Annotated in this window: 12 protein-coding genes; 3 read left to right on the top strand and 9 right to left on the bottom strand. The window is 68.2% G+C overall.

Annotation, left to right across the window (positions count from 1 at the left end; genetic code table 11):
• The first annotated feature begins 93 nt into the window (after positions 1-93).
• Positions 94-4,575: a DNRLRE domain-containing protein gene (locus tag OG607_RS20560; protein ID WP_405725202.1), complete on the top strand. Its 4,482-nt coding sequence runs from the start codon at positions 94-96 to the stop codon at positions 4,573-4,575.
• Between the two features lie 596 nt (positions 4,576-5,171).
• Here OG607_RS20560 and OG607_RS20555 read toward each other — a convergent pair.
• From OG607_RS20555 to OG607_RS20530, 6 genes are all read right to left on the bottom strand, one after another.
• Positions 5,172-5,333: a hypothetical protein gene (locus OG607_RS20555; RefSeq protein WP_405725199.1), complete on the bottom strand. Its 162-nt coding sequence runs from the start codon at positions 5,331-5,333 to the stop codon at positions 5,172-5,174.
• A complete protein-coding gene (locus tag OG607_RS20550; RefSeq protein WP_405725196.1) occupies positions 5,330-5,704 on the bottom strand; it encodes an SseB family protein in 375 nt (124 codons plus the stop codon). The genes OG607_RS20555 and OG607_RS20550 overlap by 4 nt, the downstream gene beginning before the upstream one ends.
• A gap of 918 nt (positions 5,705-6,622) precedes the next feature.
• Entirely contained in the window at positions 6,623-6,889 is a 267-nt protein-coding gene (locus OG607_RS20545) for a hypothetical protein (protein WP_405725193.1), read from the bottom strand.
• 2 nt (positions 6,890-6,891) lie between these two features.
• Positions 6,892-7,704 carry an FAD:protein FMN transferase gene (locus OG607_RS20540; protein WP_405736932.1) on the bottom strand — a complete coding sequence of 271 codons (813 nt, stop codon included), beginning with the start codon at positions 7,702-7,704 and terminating at the stop codon, positions 6,892-6,894.
• 32 nt (positions 7,705-7,736) lie between these two features.
• Positions 7,737-8,198: an FMN-binding protein gene (locus OG607_RS20535; RefSeq protein WP_405725190.1), complete on the bottom strand. Its 462-nt coding sequence runs from the start codon at positions 8,196-8,198 to the stop codon at positions 7,737-7,739.
• 24 nt (positions 8,199-8,222) lie between these two features.
• Positions 8,223-9,617, bottom strand: coding sequence for a ferric reductase-like transmembrane domain-containing protein (locus OG607_RS20530; RefSeq protein ID WP_405725187.1), 1,395 nt, complete (start codon positions 9,615-9,617; stop codon positions 8,223-8,225).
• Between the two features lie 482 nt (positions 9,618-10,099).
• Here OG607_RS20530 and OG607_RS20525 point away from each other — a divergent pair, with 482 nt between their 5' ends.
• Entirely contained in the window at positions 10,100-11,650 is a 1,551-nt protein-coding gene (locus OG607_RS20525) for an SDR family oxidoreductase (protein WP_405725184.1), read from the top strand.
• A 16-nt stretch (positions 11,651-11,666) separates the two neighbouring features.
• Positions 11,667-13,046 (top strand): cryptochrome/photolyase family protein, encoded by a 1,380-nt coding sequence (locus OG607_RS20520; RefSeq protein ID WP_405725181.1) that lies wholly within the window; start codon positions 11,667-11,669, stop codon positions 13,044-13,046.
• Positions 13,047-13,958: 912 nt separating this feature from the next.
• On the opposite strand, the gene OG607_RS20515 is transcribed toward OG607_RS20520, so the two are convergent.
• Genes OG607_RS20515 through OG607_RS20505 form a run of 3 tightly spaced genes read right to left on the bottom strand, consistent with a single transcriptional unit; the run spans position 13,959 to position 19,203 of the window.
• On the bottom strand, positions 13,959-14,711 hold the full coding sequence (locus OG607_RS20515; protein ID WP_405725178.1) for a hypothetical protein: 753 nt from the start codon (positions 14,709-14,711) through the stop codon (positions 13,959-13,961).
• Positions 14,711-18,469 (bottom strand): DUF6531 domain-containing protein, encoded by a 3,759-nt coding sequence (locus tag OG607_RS20510; RefSeq protein ID WP_405725175.1) that lies wholly within the window; start codon positions 18,467-18,469, stop codon positions 14,711-14,713. The genes OG607_RS20515 and OG607_RS20510 overlap by 1 nt, the downstream gene beginning before the upstream one ends.
• A complete protein-coding gene (locus OG607_RS20505; protein ID WP_405725172.1) occupies positions 18,466-19,203 on the bottom strand; it encodes a WXG100 family type VII secretion target in 738 nt (245 codons plus the stop codon). Before OG607_RS20505 ends, OG607_RS20510 begins: the two co-directional genes overlap by 4 nt.
• Positions 19,204-19,764: the final 561 nt, after the last annotated feature.

The raw sequence follows: 19,764 nt of genomic DNA, 5'->3' as shown, positions 1-19,764 counted from the left end.
AGAGTGCTGTTCCGAAGAGGGTCCTTCAGTCGCATACGCAGGGGAGGGACCGCCGCGCTGCTGGTCCTGACGCTGACCGGCGGAGCCGTCAGCATGGTCGCAAGCCGGGCCGCAGCCGACGACACGCAACAGGCATCGTCCGAAAGCGCAGCCCAGGATGTGGCCGAGGCTGACCTCGGGCCTGCCGAAGCTGACGACGAGGCGACGGCGCGGGTACTGGCGCAGGCTCAGAACCGCGCGATCGAGATCCTCTCGGCGCGCACCGAAGACTCGTCCACGTATGCCAATCCGGACGGCACCCTGACCGTGAAGGCTTACGCCGGGCAGATCCGGTTGAAGCAGGACGGTGAGTGGAAGGACATCGACACCACTCTGGCCGACACCGGCGCCAGTCTGACTCCGGAAGCCGCTCCCACCGATGTCACCGTTTCCGACGGTGGGGACACGCACCTCGCCTCGGTGACCGACGGGGGCAAGTCATTCGGCCTTGGCTGGGAGGACAGCCTTCCGACGCCCACGGTCAAGGACGACACAGCCTCCTACGACCTCGGGGACGGCCAGACGCTCAGCGTCACGGCGCTGCCGCAGGGATTCTCGCAGAACGTACTGCTGGACAGCCCGCCCGACGAGGCGGTGTCGTACCGGATCCCGCTAAACCTGGACGGGCTGACGCTGTCCCAGGCCGAATCCGGCCACCTGCTGCTCAAGGACACCAGCGGCAAGCTCGTGGCCGAGGCCCCGGCGCCGATGATGTGGGACTCGACCAAGGACGAGGCGTCCGGAGAGCCGGAGCACCAGGCCAGAGTGGCCAGCCGGATCGAGACCGCCGACGACGGATCGCAGACCTTGGTACTGACCCCGGACGAGGACTTCCTCGCCATGGCGACGTATCCCGTCACCGTGGACCCGACATCGACGCTCGCAGTGACCACCGACACCTGGGTGGCCACCAACTACACCGACTCGCAGGTCTCCTCCACCGAGCTGAAGTCCGGCACCTACAACGCGGGCTCGACTGTCGCCCGGTCGTTCCTGAAGTTCGACGTGTCGGATTTCGTGGGCAAGCACATAGTCGACACGAACCTGGGGCTGTTTTCGTACTACTCCTCGACCTGCTCTACCTCGGGTGCCGGAACCCGAGTTCGTCGAGTCACCTCCGCATGGTCGTCCTCCGACATCACCTGGGGTGATCAGCCGACCACCACGACGGTGGGCGCGGTGGTCAACACCAGCGCCTACGGCTACAGCTCCTCCTGCCCGGCGGCATATTCGAACTGGGACATTGACGACATCGTGCAAGCGTGGGCCGACGGCCTGCCCAACTACGGGCTGCGGCTCAACAGCGCTGACGAGGACGATTCGCTGACCTGGCGACGCTACCGCTCGGCGAACTACACCACCTCCGGCTACGCACCGAAGCTGACGGTCACCTACAACTCTTACCCCAGCACCGCGACCCTCGTCACTCCCCCCAACGGCACTGCCACGAGCGACACGACACCGACCCTCTCGGCCAAGGCGACCGACGCCGACGCAGACGAACTCCGCTACACCTTCGAGGTCTGGAACAGCGCCCTGACTACCCGTATGACCACGGGTAACTCGGCCTACGTGCTGTCCGGCAGCACCGGGTCGTGGACTTCGGGCACGCTGTCGACCGGCACGTACAAGTGGCGGGCCAAGGCATACGACACGACCGACCTTTCCAAGGCCTGGTCCTCCTGGCGGACCCTGGTCGTGGACCCGACCGCGCCCACCGCACCGACGGTCACAAGCACCAGCCACGCCTCGTCCACCTCCTGGTACGCCGCCAACGACTTCACCGGCACCCTGACCGCCAGCGACACCAGCAGCATCGTCGGCTACGCCGTCAAGATCGACCAGAACCCCTCCACCTCTGCCGGCACCACGGTCACCCAGACCACCACGGCCGTCACCGCCTCCGACAAGGCCGACGGCACCTGGTACGTCCACGCCGCCGCCAAGAACGCGGCCGGACTGTGGTCGGCCACCAGGACCTTCACCTTCAACATCGACACCACCGCGCCCGGCACCCCGACGGTCTCCTCCTCGACCCACCCACTCAGCACCGCCACCTACGCGAGCCGCGCGGCGAGCTTCAGCTGGACGGCACCCAGCGACCGCTCCGGCGCGGCCGCGTACACAGTCTCTGTCGACCAGAGCGCAACGACTCTTCCGTCCAGCGGCGGCACCACCCAGACCACCACGGCGTACAGCACCACGGTCAGCGCCGACGGCACCTGGTACCTGCACGTACGCGCCAAGGACGCGGCCGGCAACTGGTCCGCCTCCGCCGCCCACTTCGCCTTCACCGTCGACTCGACGCTGACCCTGCTGCCCACCATCAAGTCCACCACCCACCCCGACCAGACCAGCGCCTACAACTCCGGAGCCCTGACGGCGACCTGGACCACCTCGGGCACCGCGACCGGCTACAGCTACGCCGTGGACTCCAGCGCCACCACCGTCCCGGACACGACCAGCGACACCACCTCAGCTGCCTACAGCGGCACCAAGGCCGAGGGCACCTGGTATCTGCACGTCCGCGCCGTCAACTCCTCCGGTACCTGGGGCGCAACTGCCCACTACCGCTTCACCGTCGACACCACCGCCCCCGCCGCGCCGACCGTCGGCTCGGCGGACTTCCCCACGGACTCCTGGACCGGCGACGCGGGCGACACCGGTGTGTTCACCCTCACCTCCAACGACAGCCGCCTGGCCAAGCTGAGCTACTCCCTGGACGGCGCCACGGCGACCTCCCTGACCGTCTCCGCCGCCACCACCAGCATCACGCTCACCCCGGCCGACGAGGGCAGCCACCTGCTGGCCGTCACCGCCACCGACAAGGCCGGCAACGTCTCCGCCGTCACCTCGTACACCTTTCACGTCGGCACCGCTGGGCTCACCGCCCCGCTGAACGGCGAAGAGGTCGGCTACGCGGCTACCTTGGCCGCTGCCGGGCCGTCCGACCTGACCGGCGCCACCTTCCAGTACCGCCGCAGTGATGCCGAAGCCTGGGCCGACATCCCCGCCACGGACGTTGTCCAGGCGTCGGACGGCGGCGCGGTCACCTGGCCCGTCACCATGACCGACGGCGTCGCGCCGGAACTCACCTGGAACACCGGCGGCCTTGCCGCTGATGGTGACCTCGAACTGCGTGTCGTCTTCGGTGGAGCCAACTCGCCGGCACCCTCCGAGGCCGTCACCGCACTGCTCACCCGCGTCGACCTCCTCGGTGACACCTCCGACGACACCACCGAACCCACCACCGTGCAGTCCTACGCCCTGGACGCGGCCGAGACGAGAGCCGAGGCCAACCCCGACAACTTCGCCCCGCCCTACCTCGACGAGAGCAGCGGCAACATCGTCGCTCCTGTCACGGATCTCACTGCCGAGGACGACGCCTCCGAAACCATCAGTCTCACCGGTGTCCCCGCCGACATCGGAACGGACGACGACACTGTCGACGATGCGGAAGAGGCTGCCGACGGCACTACAGACACCGAGGACGGCATCGCCGACGCGGCGGCCACGGTCAGTGTCGATGTGACCCCTGCCACCGGTGTGGTGGCCCACAGCCAGGCCGAACTCGAATCGATCTCGGACGAGATCCTGCTCCTCGACGACACGGACATCCCTGGAGCCTCCGCGCTGGCCACAGCCGGCGTCGATGCGGAGACCAACCGGGTCGTCGTCCAGACCGCGACCGAGGACCAGACCCTGGCTGACCTGCTGGGACAGCGCTACGGCACCGACACCATCGCCATCCAGGTGTCCCCCGGCGTCGGCACGATTCAGCAGGCCGCAGGCCGATGGGATGACACCACCCCGTACAAGGGCGGTGCCGCTTTCCGCGCCGGCGACCTGAGGACCGACGACGAATACCTCTGCACCACAGGATTCGCCTGGAAGTACAACGGCCATCCCTACATGGTCAGCGCCGGGCACTGCACCACGAGCACCGGGTACATGGACAGCTGGGATCCGGATCTCACCATCGGATATGTGTCCGCGGACAACTGGGCCAACAGTTCCGGCTCCGTCAAGCTCTCCGGGCAGGGATACTACTCCGGTGACCTTTCCCTCACCGAAATCATCGAGAACAAGTACAACGTATCCGCCCGTATATACAAGGGCACCAGTGAGAGCAAGACGATGAGGCGGGTCGAAGGGAGATGGACGACCCGGTCCAAGGCGGGTGAGCAATTCTGCAGCGGTGGAACCAGGACCGGTGAGGTGTGCGGCTGGAAGGTCACCGGGACCAAGAAGAAGGTGAAGTACAAGGAGGACGGAAAAACGTACGTCGCCCAGAACATGACCATTGCCCAGAAGAATTCCGGAAGGTGCATCAAGAAGGGAGACTCCGGGGGGCCGGTGTACACGGTGAAGAAGAACGGGCACGCGTACGCCAAGGGGATCATTTCCGGCAGCGAGTGCGATTCAGTGACCGACGATGGTGAATGCAGCGACGCGTGGGATGGGAAGTGCACGATCATTTTCACGGATATCTCGCTCGCGGAGAAGGCTCTTCCTGGAGCGGTGAAGCTGTGGTGAACTCGCAGATCCGTTCGCAGGGCCGAGTGCTCCGTCTGATGGCTGCGGCCGCCGTCGCTCTCACCCTCGGCGTGGCCGGGTGCTCCGCTCCCGGGGCTGATTGCGCGGCAGCGCCGGCGCCGTCCTCCGTGACTGTCCTTTGGCTACAAGCCGATTATTCGGATCTCGGCAACGCGGCCTACGAGCTGTGCGTCGAGGGGAATTGCAGCACCCAAGCGCCAACGGCTCAGACGATCACGAAAATGTCAGTGGACATACCGAGCGACTCTGGCCCGGGCAAGGTTCAAGTCCACCTCCGCATCACTCCAGCCGGAGAGAAGACAGCCAGCGTCGACGAATCCGCTCGGATCGCGCTCAAAGAGCGCGACAAGGTCTGCGGCCAGCCCGGCGGTTACGGCGCGCGACTCGCTCTGACGCCCGAGGGCGGACTGACGGGCTCCATCCCCACCGGCGGGGACTGGAACTGGAGGGGCGGCTCCCAACAGTCGACCGCCACTGCGCGGAACTGACCGAAGACCCGCCCAGGGGAGGGGAGCGCCCGTCGCTCCCCTCCCGAGGCGCCCGCAGCCGTCCTCCGGGCCTGTGCCGCCGTCAGTTCACCGCGGGCCGCTCAGTTCCTCGAAGCCCCGGCCGACATCGGAGTAGCCGATCTGCCCGGTGACGTCCTTCAGCTCGGCGATCACACCGTTCAGACCCTTGGCCACCTCCGCCAGCGCCTCCGGGTCCGCGCTGTAACCGTCCCCCGCCCCGCCGCTCACGCGTCCACCGCCACCGCATCCGGCACGATCCCCGCCACCGGCGGCAACATCACCGGCCGCTCACCCGCTACATCCAGCGCCACCCCGGTAGGCACACCGACCTGAGGGATCACCACATCCAGCAGCCGCGCACCCAGCACGGATATGAACTCCCAGCCCGGATCGGCTGATTCGGAACGCGCCCCGCGCGCTGCAGCGAACCGTGCCAGCTCAGCCTCGTCCGAGAACGCGTAGATCCACCGGATCCCGCCCAACTCCGCTGACCACATCCCGCCCCCGGCATCCAGCGGCACCAGCACCGCAGTGCGCCGGAACTCCCCCAGCAGCACGCCGAACCACCGCCTGAATTCCGTGGTCCCGGTTGTGGGCACGGCCGCACTTCCCCCGTTAGCACGCATGAACGCAATCCTCCCAGCTGGCACTTTGCAGCCGCAACGCCCCTTTGGTGCCGTAGCGGATTCACGGGTCCGGCAATCCGCCCACATCGACTACAGTCCGGTGCTGCCAGGCCGTGCCTTCCCACCTGCGGCGGCACCGGCGGTCATGGCCCGGGAGCCGGGCCGTGGTGTTTCCGGTTTGTCGGGGTGCCGTTGCTGTGCGGCGGTGCAGATGGTGGACGGTTCGCGGGTTGCTTCGGCGACCCGGCTGGGAACCCCGCCTCGCCGCCGCAGGCCCGCCCGAGAAACACCCCCACCGCCCAGCGCAACGTGCCACCGACGCGGGCACAACATGAGGCCTCTCGAGAGATGCATCGGGCACGCAACGGGTACGGGAGGGGTAAATAGGTCTAGACAATAAACAAGGCCCGGGTCGTTGACCTGGGCCTTTGTCGTGGAGCGGGTGACGGGAATCGAACCCGCGCTCTGAGCTTGGGAAGCTCGCGCGCTCGGATTTCGTACATGCAGGTCAGCGGCTTGCGGCACGGTTGGGTGCGGCCTCCGGAGGCTGCCGACTTGTGCCCTGACTGTCCGTGGTTTACCGCCTCTACTGGTGCGGCGGTGGCGTGAGGCGGGGTGCATTTCCGCACTGTGGTGCGGACGTGAGTGCTGCGGCGGTTATGGGTTTTCGGCGGCGTCGGAAGCCGCCAATGGCCGACGCCTCGCACGAATCTCGTGATGCCCGGAGTCTGGCTGATATGCCCACTCCGACCGGGGCTCTGATCAGTTTGCGCCATTCACCGGGTGAGGCGGGCCAGGGCTTTGAGGGCCAGTCGCGTCGTCCGCATCCACCGGCACCCCCACCGCATCGCCGATTCGCAGTGCTTGGTCGTCGCTCAACAGTTCATGGGGTCACGTCCGCCGGACCAGGCGTTTGGCGAGCCGGTGGAATCCCAGGAGAACCCAGCCGTCCCGCCGCAGGCGGCGCGGTTCCACCCAGCCGTGGTTCACCGTGTCGTACATCGCATCGCGCCCGTGCCAGCACTCAGCCGTCAGCGTCAGCTCGCCCGGTGACGTTGCCGGGCCGTCCGCGCACAGCACCGCGTCGGTGAGCTCGAACAGCGCATCCGCACGGGAGCAGAGACAGTCGTAGAACTCGACACGAAAGTGGGACAGCACACTCAGGGCGTCGGCCTGCCGGGTGCGCTGAGGGCCGGGAGCGCGCTGCGCCAGTCTGCGGGGTCGGGGGTGGGGAGGGCCGGGGCCGCGTAGGCGGGGAAGCCGGAGGTCCAGCGGCGGCTCCCGTCGGGCAGGACGGCCAGAGCGTCCAGTCCGTCGACCGCCTCGATACGGGTCAGGCAGTCCGGACCCATGGCGAAGCCGGCGGTGGCCCAGACGTCGGCCCGGGTGATGCCGGCGCCGACCACGGTCAGCGACGCCAGGGCGGTCGCCGGGCGGCCGGTGTGCGGGTCGAGGATGTGAGCGCCGCGTTCTGCGGTCCCGGACGTGGCCACCGCGATGTCCTGGCCGGCGACCACGGCCGTGAGTATGCCCGGCTGCAGGGGGTGGGCGATGCCGATCCGCCAGGGCTGCTCCGGAGCGGGCCCGCCCACCGTCTGGACGTCGCCGCCGCCGGAGATGCTGTGGCGCACCGAGCCGGCTTCCCGCAGCAGGCGGGAGGCCTCCTCGACGGACCAGCCCTTGACGTAACCGCAAGGGTCGAGGCGCCCTGCGGGCCGGTCGCTGAACCAGCCTCCGGTCTCTCGTGCGGCCTCCGCGCAGGCCCGCAGTACGCGGTCGACCTCCGGGTCGCAGGCGTCGAGCGCGAGTTCGCCGCGGTCGAGCCGGCTGATCTGGCTGTCTTCGCGGTAGGGGGAGAACAGCTCGTCGATGCGGTGAAGGCGGTCCACGGCGCGTCGCAGCGCGCCCTGGACGGCGTCCCTTCGCGCTCCTGATCCGGCGTCACGGATGTCGAAGGAGAACACGGTGCCCATCACGTGTTCCACGTGCCGCAGCGGTGTGCCGGTCACAGCCCCGCCTGGTCGATTGCGCTCTGCAGCGAGCTCACGTAGCCGTCACTCGTGTACGTGGCCCCGGATACGGAGTCGATCTGGGCGCTTTGGGCGCTGATCGCCTCCTGGTTGAGGACCGGCAGGGCGTAGTTGTTGATCTCCTGGTCCTTCGGGTTGTCGCTGGGGTACTCCACCACCTCGATGTTGGTGATCTTCTTGTTCTTGACGGTGATCTTCACCTGGACGGGGCCGAAGCGGGTCTGCGCCGCCGTGCCGGTGAAGGTCCGGGTGGAGGTGGACGAGCCGGCACTGGGGCTGGGACTCGCACTCGTGCCGCCGGCTGTCGAGCTGCTGCTCTGGGAGGAGCCGGTGGAGATCGACGCACTGGAGGTGGTGGCGGTGGAGTGTGGTTTGAGGGAGAGCAGCAGGACGACGCCGGAGATGGTGGCGGCGCAGCTGACGATGATTCGACGCACAAGAAGCTCCTGGAGCGTTCGGTATCAGAAGGTGAATGACTCGTGGTGAATGCGGCGGGGGGGCACCCCGGCCGCGCGCAGGGCGCTCACCGCGGTGGCGGTCATCGCATCCGGGCCGCACAGGAAGACGTCGTGCTGGGCGAGGTCGGGCACGTATCGCTTCAGGTTGTCCGAGGTGAGCGGCTCGCCCACCTCGCGGCGCGCTCCGATCACGTAGTGGATCCGGGCGCCGCGGCCGGTGGCGATGGCCTCCAGTTCGGAGCGGAAGAGCAGGTCCTCGGGCCGGCTGGCCCGGTACACCAGGGTCAGGTCCCCCGGGGCGGCAGGCAGCGTCTCGAACAGCGCGCGCAGAGGGGTGATGCCGACGCCGGCCCCCAGCAGCAGGACCTTGCGCGACCGTCGGCGTGCGGCGGTGAAGGCTCCGTACGGGCCTTCGGCGCGTACCCGGGTGCCCGGCCGCAGCCGCGCCACCGCCGCGCTGTGCCCGCCCAGGTCCTTGACGGTGAAGCGCATGTAGCGCGAGGTCACGGGGGCGGACAGCGAGTACGGGTTGGAGGCCCAGCGCAGCCCGGGGGTCAGGAACTGCAGCCGGAAGAACTGGCCCGATTCGGCCTTGAGCTCGTCCAGCCGCCGCCCGGTGAGGATCACCGAGACCGTCCCGGGCCCCTCGGGCCGTACCTCGGCCACCGTCAGCCGGTGACGCCGGTCGGCGAGGAACGGCACGAACAGCCGGTACCAGCCGATCGCTGCGATCGTCCCCAGGTACAGGCCGTACCAGGCGGCGCGGGCCAGCGGCTGGGAGACGAAGTCGGCGCCGTTGGACAGCTGGTGGGCGAACCCCAGGGCGACCGCCAAGTAGGTGGCCAGGTGCAGGTAGTACCAGGTCTCGTAGCGCATCCGGCGGCGCGCGGCGCGGGCGGAGACCGCGGCCACGCCCAGCAGCAGCAGGGTCCCGATGGTGGCCTTGAGCATGTCCGGATAGTTGAAGACGATGTCCACCGTCTCGCCGATCAGGCCCTTGCCGTCGGTGAGCGCGTAACCCCAGATGATGAGCACGACATGGGCCAGTACCAGGCCGACCATGTACCGCCCGCCCATGGCGTGCCAGCGGGTCAGCCGGTCCGCGCCGACGCCCCGTTCCAGGAACGGCAGCCGGGCCATGAGCAGGACCAGCAGGGGCGCGGCGTAGCCGGCCAGCAGCCCCGTGATCCGCCCGGCGTCGGTGAGCCAGGCCCCGGTCCCGGAGACCGTCGAGGTGTTGATCCACCACAGGCCCAGTACCGCGGCGGCGCCGGCCCAGATGAGCGTGAGTACCGCTGCGGGCAGCGCCCCGGGCGGGATGGCGGGCGGGGGTTCAGAGGGACGGCGGTGGCTGGTCGACTGGTCGTAAGCCGATCGGCCGTCCGCGACGGTGGTCACGACGGGGCCTCCTCACTGCGCCGCTGGCGGGACGGAATGCCCCCGATGTACCGCGACGCACTGCCAACGCTGGAGGCACAACTTCTACGTTTTCTATGAGGCGTGGCCGCCGGATGACGACGTCTGACAGCGAAATCGCAGGTCAAGAGAGGTAATGAGGCATGGGAGTCCTGCCGGGATGACAGCCGGTTCTCAGGAACTTCTCAGTGAGCCTGTTTCAGCCTGATGTTGCTGGTCGCGGCTGGCTGTCCGGGCCGTGGATCATCTGTCAGCGGGCGATCTCAAGGTTGGTGAGCCGAGCCCGCTGTCACCCTCCGTCCGGGATCGGCGAGGTTGCGGCGCTCGGCCACGGGCCCAAGCATGGACTCAGGGAAACAGCGACAGGGCCCTGGGAGGGGCACGTCCCCGGGAGATATGAGAGCCATGACGTTTCTTGCGGTCCGGACCTCCAGCCGTCGCCGGACAAGGCGCACTCGGCCGGCATGCGAGCGATCGGTTTGACCGACGACGACCGGCCGCTGCGCTGTCTGGTCACCGGTGCCACCGGTTACCTGGGCGGCAGGCTGGTGCCGGAGTTGCTGGCCGCCGGGCATTCCGTGCGCTGTCTGGCCCGCTCGCCGGCCGGGCTGCGGGACCATCCATGGGCCGGGCAGGCGGAGGTCGTGCGCGGGGACGTGACGGACGAGGTGTCCGTGCGCGCGGCGATGGAGGGGATGGACGTCGCGTACTACCTGGTGCACGCGCTGGGCGCCGGACGGGGTTTCGAAGAGACCGACCGACGCGCGGCCAGGATCTTCGGCGAGCAGGCGCGCTCCGCCGGAATCCGGCGGATCGTCTACCTGGGCGGGCTGACGCCTTCCGGAGTACCCCAGCACGCGCTGTCCCCGCACCTGCGGTCCCGCACCGAAGTGGGCAGCATCCTCCTGGCCTCGGGGGTCCCCACCGCCGCGCTGCGGGCAGCCGTGATCATCGGGTCGGGTTCGGCCTCGTTCGAGATGCTGCGGTATCTGACCGAGCGGCTCCCCGTGATGGTGACCCCGAGCTGGGTACGCACGCGCATCCAGCCGATCGCCGTCCGCGACGTGCTCCGCCTCCTCGTGGGATGCGCGCGGCTGCCGTACGACGTCAACCGCACCTTCGACATCGGCGGGCCCGACATCGTCACGTACCAGGACATGATGCGGCGGTACGCCGCCGTCGCCGGCCTGCCGCGACGCGTCATCCTCCCCGTGCCGCTGCTCACCCCCCGGTTGTCCAGCCTCTGGGTAAATCTGGTCACCCCGGTGCCGGGCGCCCTCGCTCGCCCGCTGGTCGAGTCACTGAAGCACGAGGTGGTCTGCGCCGAGCGCGACATCGTCCGTTACGTGCCGGACCCGCCGGAGGGACCGGTCACCCTCGACCGGGCGATCCGGCTGGCTCTCCGGCGCGTCCAGGAGGCGGACGTGGCCACCAGATGGTCCTCGGCCTCGACTCCCCGCGCCCCCAGCGACCCGTTGCCCACCGACCCCGGCTGGGCCGGCGGAAGCCTCTACGCGGATCACCGTGAGCGCACGGTCGCGGCGTCGCCGGGGGAGCTGTGGCGGGTGGTGGAGGCGATCGGCGGCGAGAACGGCTGGTACTCCTCGCCGCTGGCCTGGTCCCTGAGGGGATGGCTGGACACGCTGGTGGGCGGTGTGGGCCTGCGCAGGGGCCGCCGGGACGCGACCCGGCTCCGGGCCGGCGACAGCCTGGACTTCTGGCGCGTGGAGGAGATCGAGCCGGGCCGGCTGCTCCGGCTGCGCGCGGAGATGCGCCTTCCGGGCCTTGCCTGGCTGGAGATGAACGTCGACCGGGATCCGCGGGGACGCACGGTGTACCGGCAGCGGGCACTGTTCCATCCACACGGACTGGCCGGGCACGCGTACTGGTGGGGCGTGGCACCCTTCCACGCCGCGGTCTTCGGCGGCATGGCCCGCAACATCGCCGCCGCGGCTGAGTCGGCCGCCCCTGAACCGGCCCGTACACACTCCCGTTCCCACTCCCGTTCGCACTGAGGGGGCTCAAGGAACCGTGCGCGTCTCGGTCGCCCTGTTCACCGCGGACCTGCGGGTGCACGACAACCCGGTCCTCCAGGCCGCCCTGCGGGACGCGGAACGCGTGGTGCCGCTCTTCGTCGTCGACACCGGCATCCGGCGTACCGGCTTCGTCGTACCCAACCGCGCGGCGTTCCTCGCCGACAGTCTGGCCGACCTCGACGCGGCCCTGCGTGCCCGGGGCGGCCGACTGACGGTGCGTGTCGGCGACGTGGCCGAGGAGACCTGCCGGGTGGCGACGGAGACGGGGGCCGCGGCGGTTCACATCGCGGGCGGGGTGAGCCGTTACGCGGCACGGCGCGAGGACCGGCTGCGCGCGGAGCTGGCCGGCGACCGACGCGAACTACGCGTTCACGACGCCTCGTTGACGACCGTACCCCCTGGGGCGCTGACGCCGGCGGGCAAGGACCACTTCGCGGTCTTCACCCCGTACTTCCGCCGCTGGCAGGGCTTTTCCGTACGCGGCGTTCTGCCGGCTCCGGGCGCGGTGCCGGTCCCGGACCTACGCTCGGCCGGCCTGCCACCTGCGCAGTCCCTCGCGTCGGGCCCCACGTCGCCGGGCCTGCCCGCCGGAGGGGAATCCGAAGGCCGCCGCAGGCTGCGGTCATGGCTGTCCGGCCCGCTGGCCGCATACGCGGACCGCCAGGACGACCTGGCCGCCGACGCGACCTCCAGGCTCTCCCCGTACCTGCATTTCGGCTGCCTCTCACCGACCGAGCTGCTGCACCGGGCCCGCGCACAGGACAGCCCCGGGGCGCATGCCTTCGTCCGCCAACTCGCCTGGCGGGACTTCCACCACCAGGTCCTGGCGGCCCGCCCCGACGCGGCAGACCACGACTACCGCCCCCGGCACGACCGCTGGCGCCGCGCCACGAAGGAGGTCAAAGCCTGGCAGGAGGGCCGTACGGGCTACCCCGTCGTCGACGCGGCCCTGCGGCAGCTCCGCCACGAGGGCTGGATGCCGGGCCGGGCCCGCCTGCTCGCGGCAAGCTTCCTCGCCAAGACGCTGTACGTGGACTGGCGGGTGGGAGCCCGCCACTTCCTGGACCTCCTCGTCGACGGCGATGTCGCGAACAACCAGCTCAACTGGCAATGGGTCGCCGGGACCGGCACGGACACCCGGCCGAACCGGCTCCTCAACCCACTCGTCCAGGCGCGCCGGTTCGACCCCCGCGGGGAATACGTACGCCGCTGGCTCCCCGAACTCCGCAACCTCGACGGCACGACGGTCCACCGTGTCCCGTACCTCGACGATGCCACCCGCACGGGCCTGGACTACCCCGCATCGATCGTGGATCTCGCGGCGGCCGCTGCCCGGTACGGGGAGGGGCGAGGGCCGGCCGAGCCACGTGCGTAGATCCACTGCAGGATCCGGGTCCCGCCGAGGAGGATGGCGTACAGCACGAAGAGGGTCAGGACCACGGCCGAGGGCCGCCGGGGCAACCGTGCTGGTCACCTGGAATCTTGATGACTTCCCCGCCGGTGAACTCGCGGCGCGCGGCGTACGCGTTCTCGCCCCGGACTCCTATCTGTGCGAGCTCCATGGCGAGTTGCCTCAGGAGGCGTCCGACGCTGTCGTCCGACTGGCTGCCGAAAAACGCAACCCACCGATGACAGCGCATGACGCGATCACTCGCCTGGGTAAGGCGGACTTCCCCGCAAACGGTGCGCAAGTGGTGCGAGGCCTTCGATAGGTCTAGACAATCAACAAGGCCCGGGTCGCTGACCTGGGCCTTGTTGTGGAGCGGGTGACGGGAATCGAACCCGCGCTCTGAGCTTGGGAAGCTCGCGCGCTCTTTTTGCGTACGCGCAGGTCAGTGGCTTGCAGCGCTGTCAGGCGCGGCCTCCGGAGGCTGCCGTCTTGCGCCCTGACTGTCCGTGGTTTACCGCCTCTACTGGTGCGACAGTGGCGCGAGGCAGGCAATTGGGGCATTTCTGCACTGTGGTGCGGGCGTGAGCCCGGCGGTGGTTACGAACTCGGCATGGTCCGCGGGTGCGTCGTCCCCCGCCAGGTGGAGCGGCCCGGTCCGGGAATGATGGCTCCTTTGAGTCCCCCGAGAAGCTGGGGGCGGAGACACTGATACGGCCGGAAGCTCGACGTACCGCTCCGCCGGGCCAGGCAGATGTGATGGCGCGGACTTTTACCGTGCTCGGCCAGGGGCTCAACGATGAGAGATTCCCGACTTCGCTTTGATCGAGAAACGGCTCTGTCGACCACCGAATTGGACGAACGGACATAGAGCGTTGGGCGTTGGCGATATCATGTGTGTCAGGCGCTGGTGTCGGACGACTCTTTAGGGTGCACAGGATCCGACTCGAGTGCTGTCAGCGCCAGTTTACCGGCCCGCAGTGCCGCGCCCCAGTTCGCTTCGGCCAGGCCTGGGAAGTCGGCCGCCACCTGGTCTGGGATAGCCGTACCGTCTGCGTACCACAGCACCTCCGACAGTCGGAGGTGGTATTTCTTCAGACACAGACCCACATTCTGTCCAGTGGGGCCGTCCTCGACCGAGACTTCCAACTGATCGACAGCCTGCTGGAACTCTGGAGTCCGTGGTCCGAACTCACGCAGTGCGTTGGCAATGTCCCCGGTCAATCGGGACAGTGGTGCCTGCGGATTCTCGCCGATCGCCCACAGGGCTTCCCTCAACCGTAGCCAAGCAGGCGTGTCACCGGATTCAAGGGCGAGAAAGATGTACTGACAGATCCTGAATGCGGCGTCCCATTCGGCCTGGGTGAGCTCGGGGAGGTCCTCTCTTGCTTCGATGGGGATCGGGCCACCGACCGCGACTCCGATCAAGCGGGAGAGTCGGACGTGAGGACGCTTCAAGCACAGCGCTGTGCCGCCCGCGGATGTCACATCGAGTGATTGAACCATTTCCAGATTGTCAGGCGTTTCGGACCCAAAGTCGAGCAGTGCCCTGACCAGATCATTCGCGAGTCCAATGGGTGCCTTTTCCGGTTGATCGCCGATCGCCCGGAGCGCAGCGCGAAGACGTGCGTACGTGACGGTCTGACCGGTCATTACCTCTTCCTCCGGATCTGGATGGTCTTGGTGCTGATGACATGCTCGTTGAATTCATCGACCTTGTCAGCGGGCACGGCGTAGCGGTTCGGCTCATTAGTCGGTTTGATCTCGTATTGTTTGAGCCAGTCGAGTACTTCGGGCTTGCAGGTGAACTCCATTTTATGGGTGTAGTTCTTTCCCTGGCCGAGTGTGCTGGAATTCACTACACCGTTCTTGGCGATCCATTTCGGTTGACGGTCATGCGGTGCCGGCTTGAGGACAAGCCCATTGGCAGCCTGGCTCGCCTTGGCCTCGTCCTCGTTTCCGTAGCGCTCGATGATGACGTTGGCGCACTTCTTCGCCAGGCCGAGAGGATCGATTTCCGCGAGCGGGTTGTCCACGTATGCGTAGGCGTCCGGAGCTGGGTCGAGCCCGAGCGGGTCGGAGGTGAGGTAGCGACCGGTGTCGGGGTCGTAGTAGCGGTGGAAGTTGTAGTGCAGCCGACTCTCGGGGTCGTAGTACTGGCCTGGGTATCGCAGCGGCGTACTGGTGCTGGTGACTGCCTGCCTGGCGGTGGTGCCCCACAGGGTTGCACGGGCCTGCCAGGCAGTGCTCCCGTCTGGGGCGATCAGATGGGTGGGAGCCCCGACAGGGTCCGTGATGATGGCGAAAAAGCGCCGGTCGACCTCGTCCTGCGGCATTTCTGAGGCTGATATCCGCTCGGTCTGAGCGACGGGCTGCAGGCCCTGATGGTCCCATGTGAGAGTGTAGGGACCGGGAAGCTGCGGACCGTGGGCGGTTTGCTCAGCCAGGGCTGGGCCGTCCCAGGTGAAGTCGGTCCACTCGACCACCGCCGCTGTGTCGTCGGCCATGCGCTGCTTGCTGATTCTTCGGCCGAGGGGGTCGTAGCGGTACTCCCATCGGGTGCCGTTCGGGGTGGTGACGTGGGTAAGACGGTCCTCGGCATCCCACACGTAGGCCCATGTGGTGGTGCGGCCGGACAAAGTGATTACTCGTCGGCTCGTGACGCGGCCCTGTGCGTCGTACTCGTAGCGCGTACGTCCGGCTGCCCGGACCAGCGTGCCGCTGTACGCGCGGGTCCCCAGGGCTTCGCTGCTCTGCGACGGCCATTGGGCGTCAGCGAGCCGGCCTGCGGCGTCGTAGACATAGGTCTCTGTCCAGTCGGTGGCCCGGACAGCGGTGACCCTGCCCACCCTGTCGAGGTCAAAGCGTTGGGGGCCGACGTGCTGGTCAGTAACGCCGATCAGCTTCCCGTCGGCCCGGTAGGTATAGGCCCGGTGCTGCAGGGGGCTGGGAGCCGCGCCACGCCCGAGTGACTGTGCGACGAGCCGGTCCAGTTCGTCCCACGTGGAGTTGAGGATGAGACCGGGGGCGAGATGGCGGGCGGTCTCCCTGCCGAGTTCGTCGTGCTCGAAGGAGATGGTGTGCCCGGACGCGACGAGGGCACTGAGGTTGCCGGCATGGTCGTAGGACCAGCTCGTCTCGGCGCCGGAGGGGGTGCGCCGATGGGCGCGGCGGCCGAGCAGGTCATGGCTGACAGTGAGGGTGCGTCCGTTGACCGTCTCGGTCAGAGTGGTGCCAGGCCCGTCGTACTCACGCACCAGACTGCACGATGGACTGATCGCGGTAAGCAGCCGTCCAGCCCGGTCATAGCCGAACGTCGTGGTCTGTCCATCGGCGGACTTGCCGGTCAGCCTGCCCATCGAGTCGTAGGCATGGCTGATGGTCTGCCCGAGGGCATTGGTACGAGCCGTGAGGTGCCCGACGGCGTCGTGTGTGTAGCCCTGGTGCCGGCCGTTGAAGTCGGTCTCGGAGCTGATCTGACCGAGACTGTCGTACGTGTAGCTCCAGGTCAGCCCTTGGGCATCGGTGACGCGAGTGAGCCGCAACTCCGTGTCGTAGGCGAAGGTGCAACGGGCTCCATCTGGCTCGGTCCGGCAAACGAGCAGGTCGAAGTGCGTGTATTCCATGCGGGTGACACCGCCGAGTTGGTCGGTGTGAGTGAGCGTGTTGCCCTCAGCGTCGTAGGTCCACCGCTCTTGCGCGCCGTCGGGGGTGATGCGTGAAACAGGCTGTCCTTCCGGCGTCCAGATGGAGCGGGTGGTGCGACCGTCGGGGCTGGTCACCGCAATCGGGTGGCCGAAGGGATCGTAGGCCAGGTGGGTGGTGCGGCCCAGCGGGTCGGTCACCTCGATGAGCAGGCCGGCTGGATTGCAGCGCAGCTGAGTCGCGTTGCCAAGAGGGTCGGTCAGCTGGTTGACGCAGCCGCGTTCGTCGTAGCCGAATTCGGTGACGGCGCCGGTGGGGTCTGTCAGGCGGATGCGATTTCCGGCCTGGTCGTAGGCCTGCCGCCACACTTGCCCGTCGGCGGTGACGATCTCGACGGGCAGCCGGAGCGGATTGTACTCGGCGCTTGTGCTGGTGCCGTCGGGGCGATCGATACGGATGAGGTCTCCGCGAGCGTCATAGCTGTAGCGGGTGGTGTGACCGAGGGCGTCCGTGTGGGCAAGCAGGCGGCCGTAGCGGTCATGGTCGGCGCGGACGGTGTGGCCGAGCGGGTCCACCATCATGCTGATGTGCTGATAGCGGTCGTAGTAGAAGCGGGTGGTGTGGCCGAGGCTGTCGGTCACCTCGGTGGACCGCTCGTTCAGGTCGTAGTCGAAGCTTGCTTCGAGGGCTCCGTCTGAGCCGACGCCGCGGATGACGCGGCCGTCGGGGCCGTATTCGTACTCGTACCAGTGGCCGTTGCGGTCGGTCCAGGAGGTGATGCGGTCGTCGGTGTCGTGCGCGTAGACCAGGGGGAGGCCGGAGGAGTTGACGATGTCGGTGAGGCGGCCCAGTGCGTCGTAGCGGTAGGTGATGACGGTGGTGCCCAGGCCGGTGTTGGTGCCGTCGAGGAGGCGGAGGGCTTCGATGCGGGGGCCGGCGCCGGTGTGGATGCTGTCTATGGCGACGCGGTAGCCGCCGGAGTGCTCGACAAGGGTTGGGAGGCCGTCCTCATCGTAGGTGTACGTGATGCGATTCCCGTTACGGTCGGTGAGGGCTGTGAGGGGACGTGTCGGTGCGCCGCCGGAGGGGGCGTCGAAGTGGCGGGTCCAGCCGGCCTGCGGGTCCTCGATGCGGATGCTGCCGGTGTCGTCGTCCCAGGTGAGGGGCCATTGGGCGCCGTATTCGGGGAGGACTGGGCGGTCGGGGGCGGTAGGACGGGGGTAGTGCAGGATCTGCCCGTCGTCGCCGGCGTAGTGGATTCCCTGGGTGTCGATCTGGACGCGCTGGTCGAGTGTGGCGGACCAGCCGGGCCCGAAGTGGCGGCCGGCGCTGTAGCCGGAGGCGTACGCGCGGCGCAGGATCAGGGGTAGCAGGCCGGGGAGTTCGAGATCGGTGGCCGACATGATCATCTGTCCCGAGACCACGTCCACCGGGTCGCCGCCGGTGGTGCACCTGCCGTTGCCCTCGGACGATTGGCCGCCCCGGCTTGTGCCGCCCAGCGATGGTTCCTCGCCACTGCCGTTCCGGCCGCGCGAGCCCACCGCCCCGGGGGCGTGCGGCAGGTCTTCCTTGCCGCCGCCCTTGAGGATCTTCTCCATCTCGGAGGCGTGCTTGGCGTCGTTCTCGACGTGGTTCTCGGCGACCTTCTTCAGGCGTTTGCCGGTGTCCTGGTAGAACTCCTTGACCGCCTTGCCGGCGTCCTCGCCGATGGTCTTGCCCATTTTCTGCGCCCCGTGTTCCAGGGCCTTGACGATCTGGTTGGTCACTCGAAGCTCACCCCGGCGAGCTTGGTGCGGAATGCCTCGGCGTGCGAGGCCACCGTCTCGGCGTGGCCGCGCATGAGCTCCGCGTGCGCGTGCATCTGTTCCGGATGGACCGAGAAGCCCTCACCCACCGACCCGGTGCCCCCGGTGTCGGCGGACACTCCGAGCGCGGATTCGGCGGCCTGGAACACCAGCCCCGTCACGGCCCGCCCCACCACTTCCACCAGCGGGTCCATGGCAGCCTCGATGACCTGCCCGATGATGTACTGCTCCAGCTGCTGCTCCAGGAAGTCCATCAGCTTCTCCGCCGCCTCCACGACCAGCACCTCGGCCGCCTCGGCCAGCCCCAGGGTCGCCACCGCTGCCGCCTGGTCCGCGACGAACGTCGCCGCCAGCACCGCCAGTTCGGCGATCGCCTCGACCTTCATCGCCACGATCACATCCGCCGCGGCATCCAGACCGGTGGCCACGGTGTGGCAGGCCTGCACCAACTCGCTCATATGGCTGTTCGACAACTTCGCCCAGCTCGCGAGCAGCGCCTCGTACGACGCCCCCTGGTAGGACTCGCCCAACCGCTTGATCGTCGCGGTGGAGTCCTGGTGCGTGCTGTCCACGTTCTCCGCGAACTCCCGCACATGCGCGGCGAACTCACGGACCTTGTCCTCGTTGACGTTCGGCCAGTTCACCCCGATGAACTGGAGGAACGACACCACCTCGCCCGGCAGCTCGATCGCCATCCTGACCCCCGTCGGTCATGTCTCCGACAGCTCATCAGACACGTCGCTCAAGGAGGGGCAATGGACAGGTAAACGCACAATCAAGGTCGATGACCTCGACCCGTACGCAAGAACCTCGACACGGTCCAGGTCCAGCGCTGCCCGACACTGAGCCGTATACCTCTGCCCGCCCGGTGAGGACTGGCAGGCACCCCAGTGCTGACGCGCAAAGTGCGCGGCGAACCCCCGGAAAGGTCTGGACAATAAACAAAGCCCCAGGCTGCTGACCTGGGGCTTCGCGCTGGAGCGGGTGACGGGAATCGAACCCGCGCTCTGAGCTTGGGAAGCTCGCGCGCCTCCCGGTGCGTATGCACAGGTCAGCTGGCATCTGCTCCTGATCGGCTGGGGGAGGACCTGTTGCCGCTGCTGCCCCTTGTTGCCCGTGGGATGCCGCCCTGACTGGTGCGGAAGTGGTGCGCAACGTGCGGAGTGTGTGGTTCGGTCCTGCCCGGTGGGTCAGGGGTAGGACCGGGATGAGGAGGCTGCGTCCGGCCGGGATGGGGTTTGTGCCCGGTTGCCCGA

This window comes from Streptomyces sp. NBC_01537 (genome assembly GCF_045040445.1).
Lineage (GTDB): Bacteria > Actinomycetota > Actinomycetes > Streptomycetales > Streptomycetaceae > Actinacidiphila.
The sequence above is the reverse complement of the archived record's forward strand: the minus strand, read 5'-3'. Positions and strand labels throughout refer to the sequence as shown.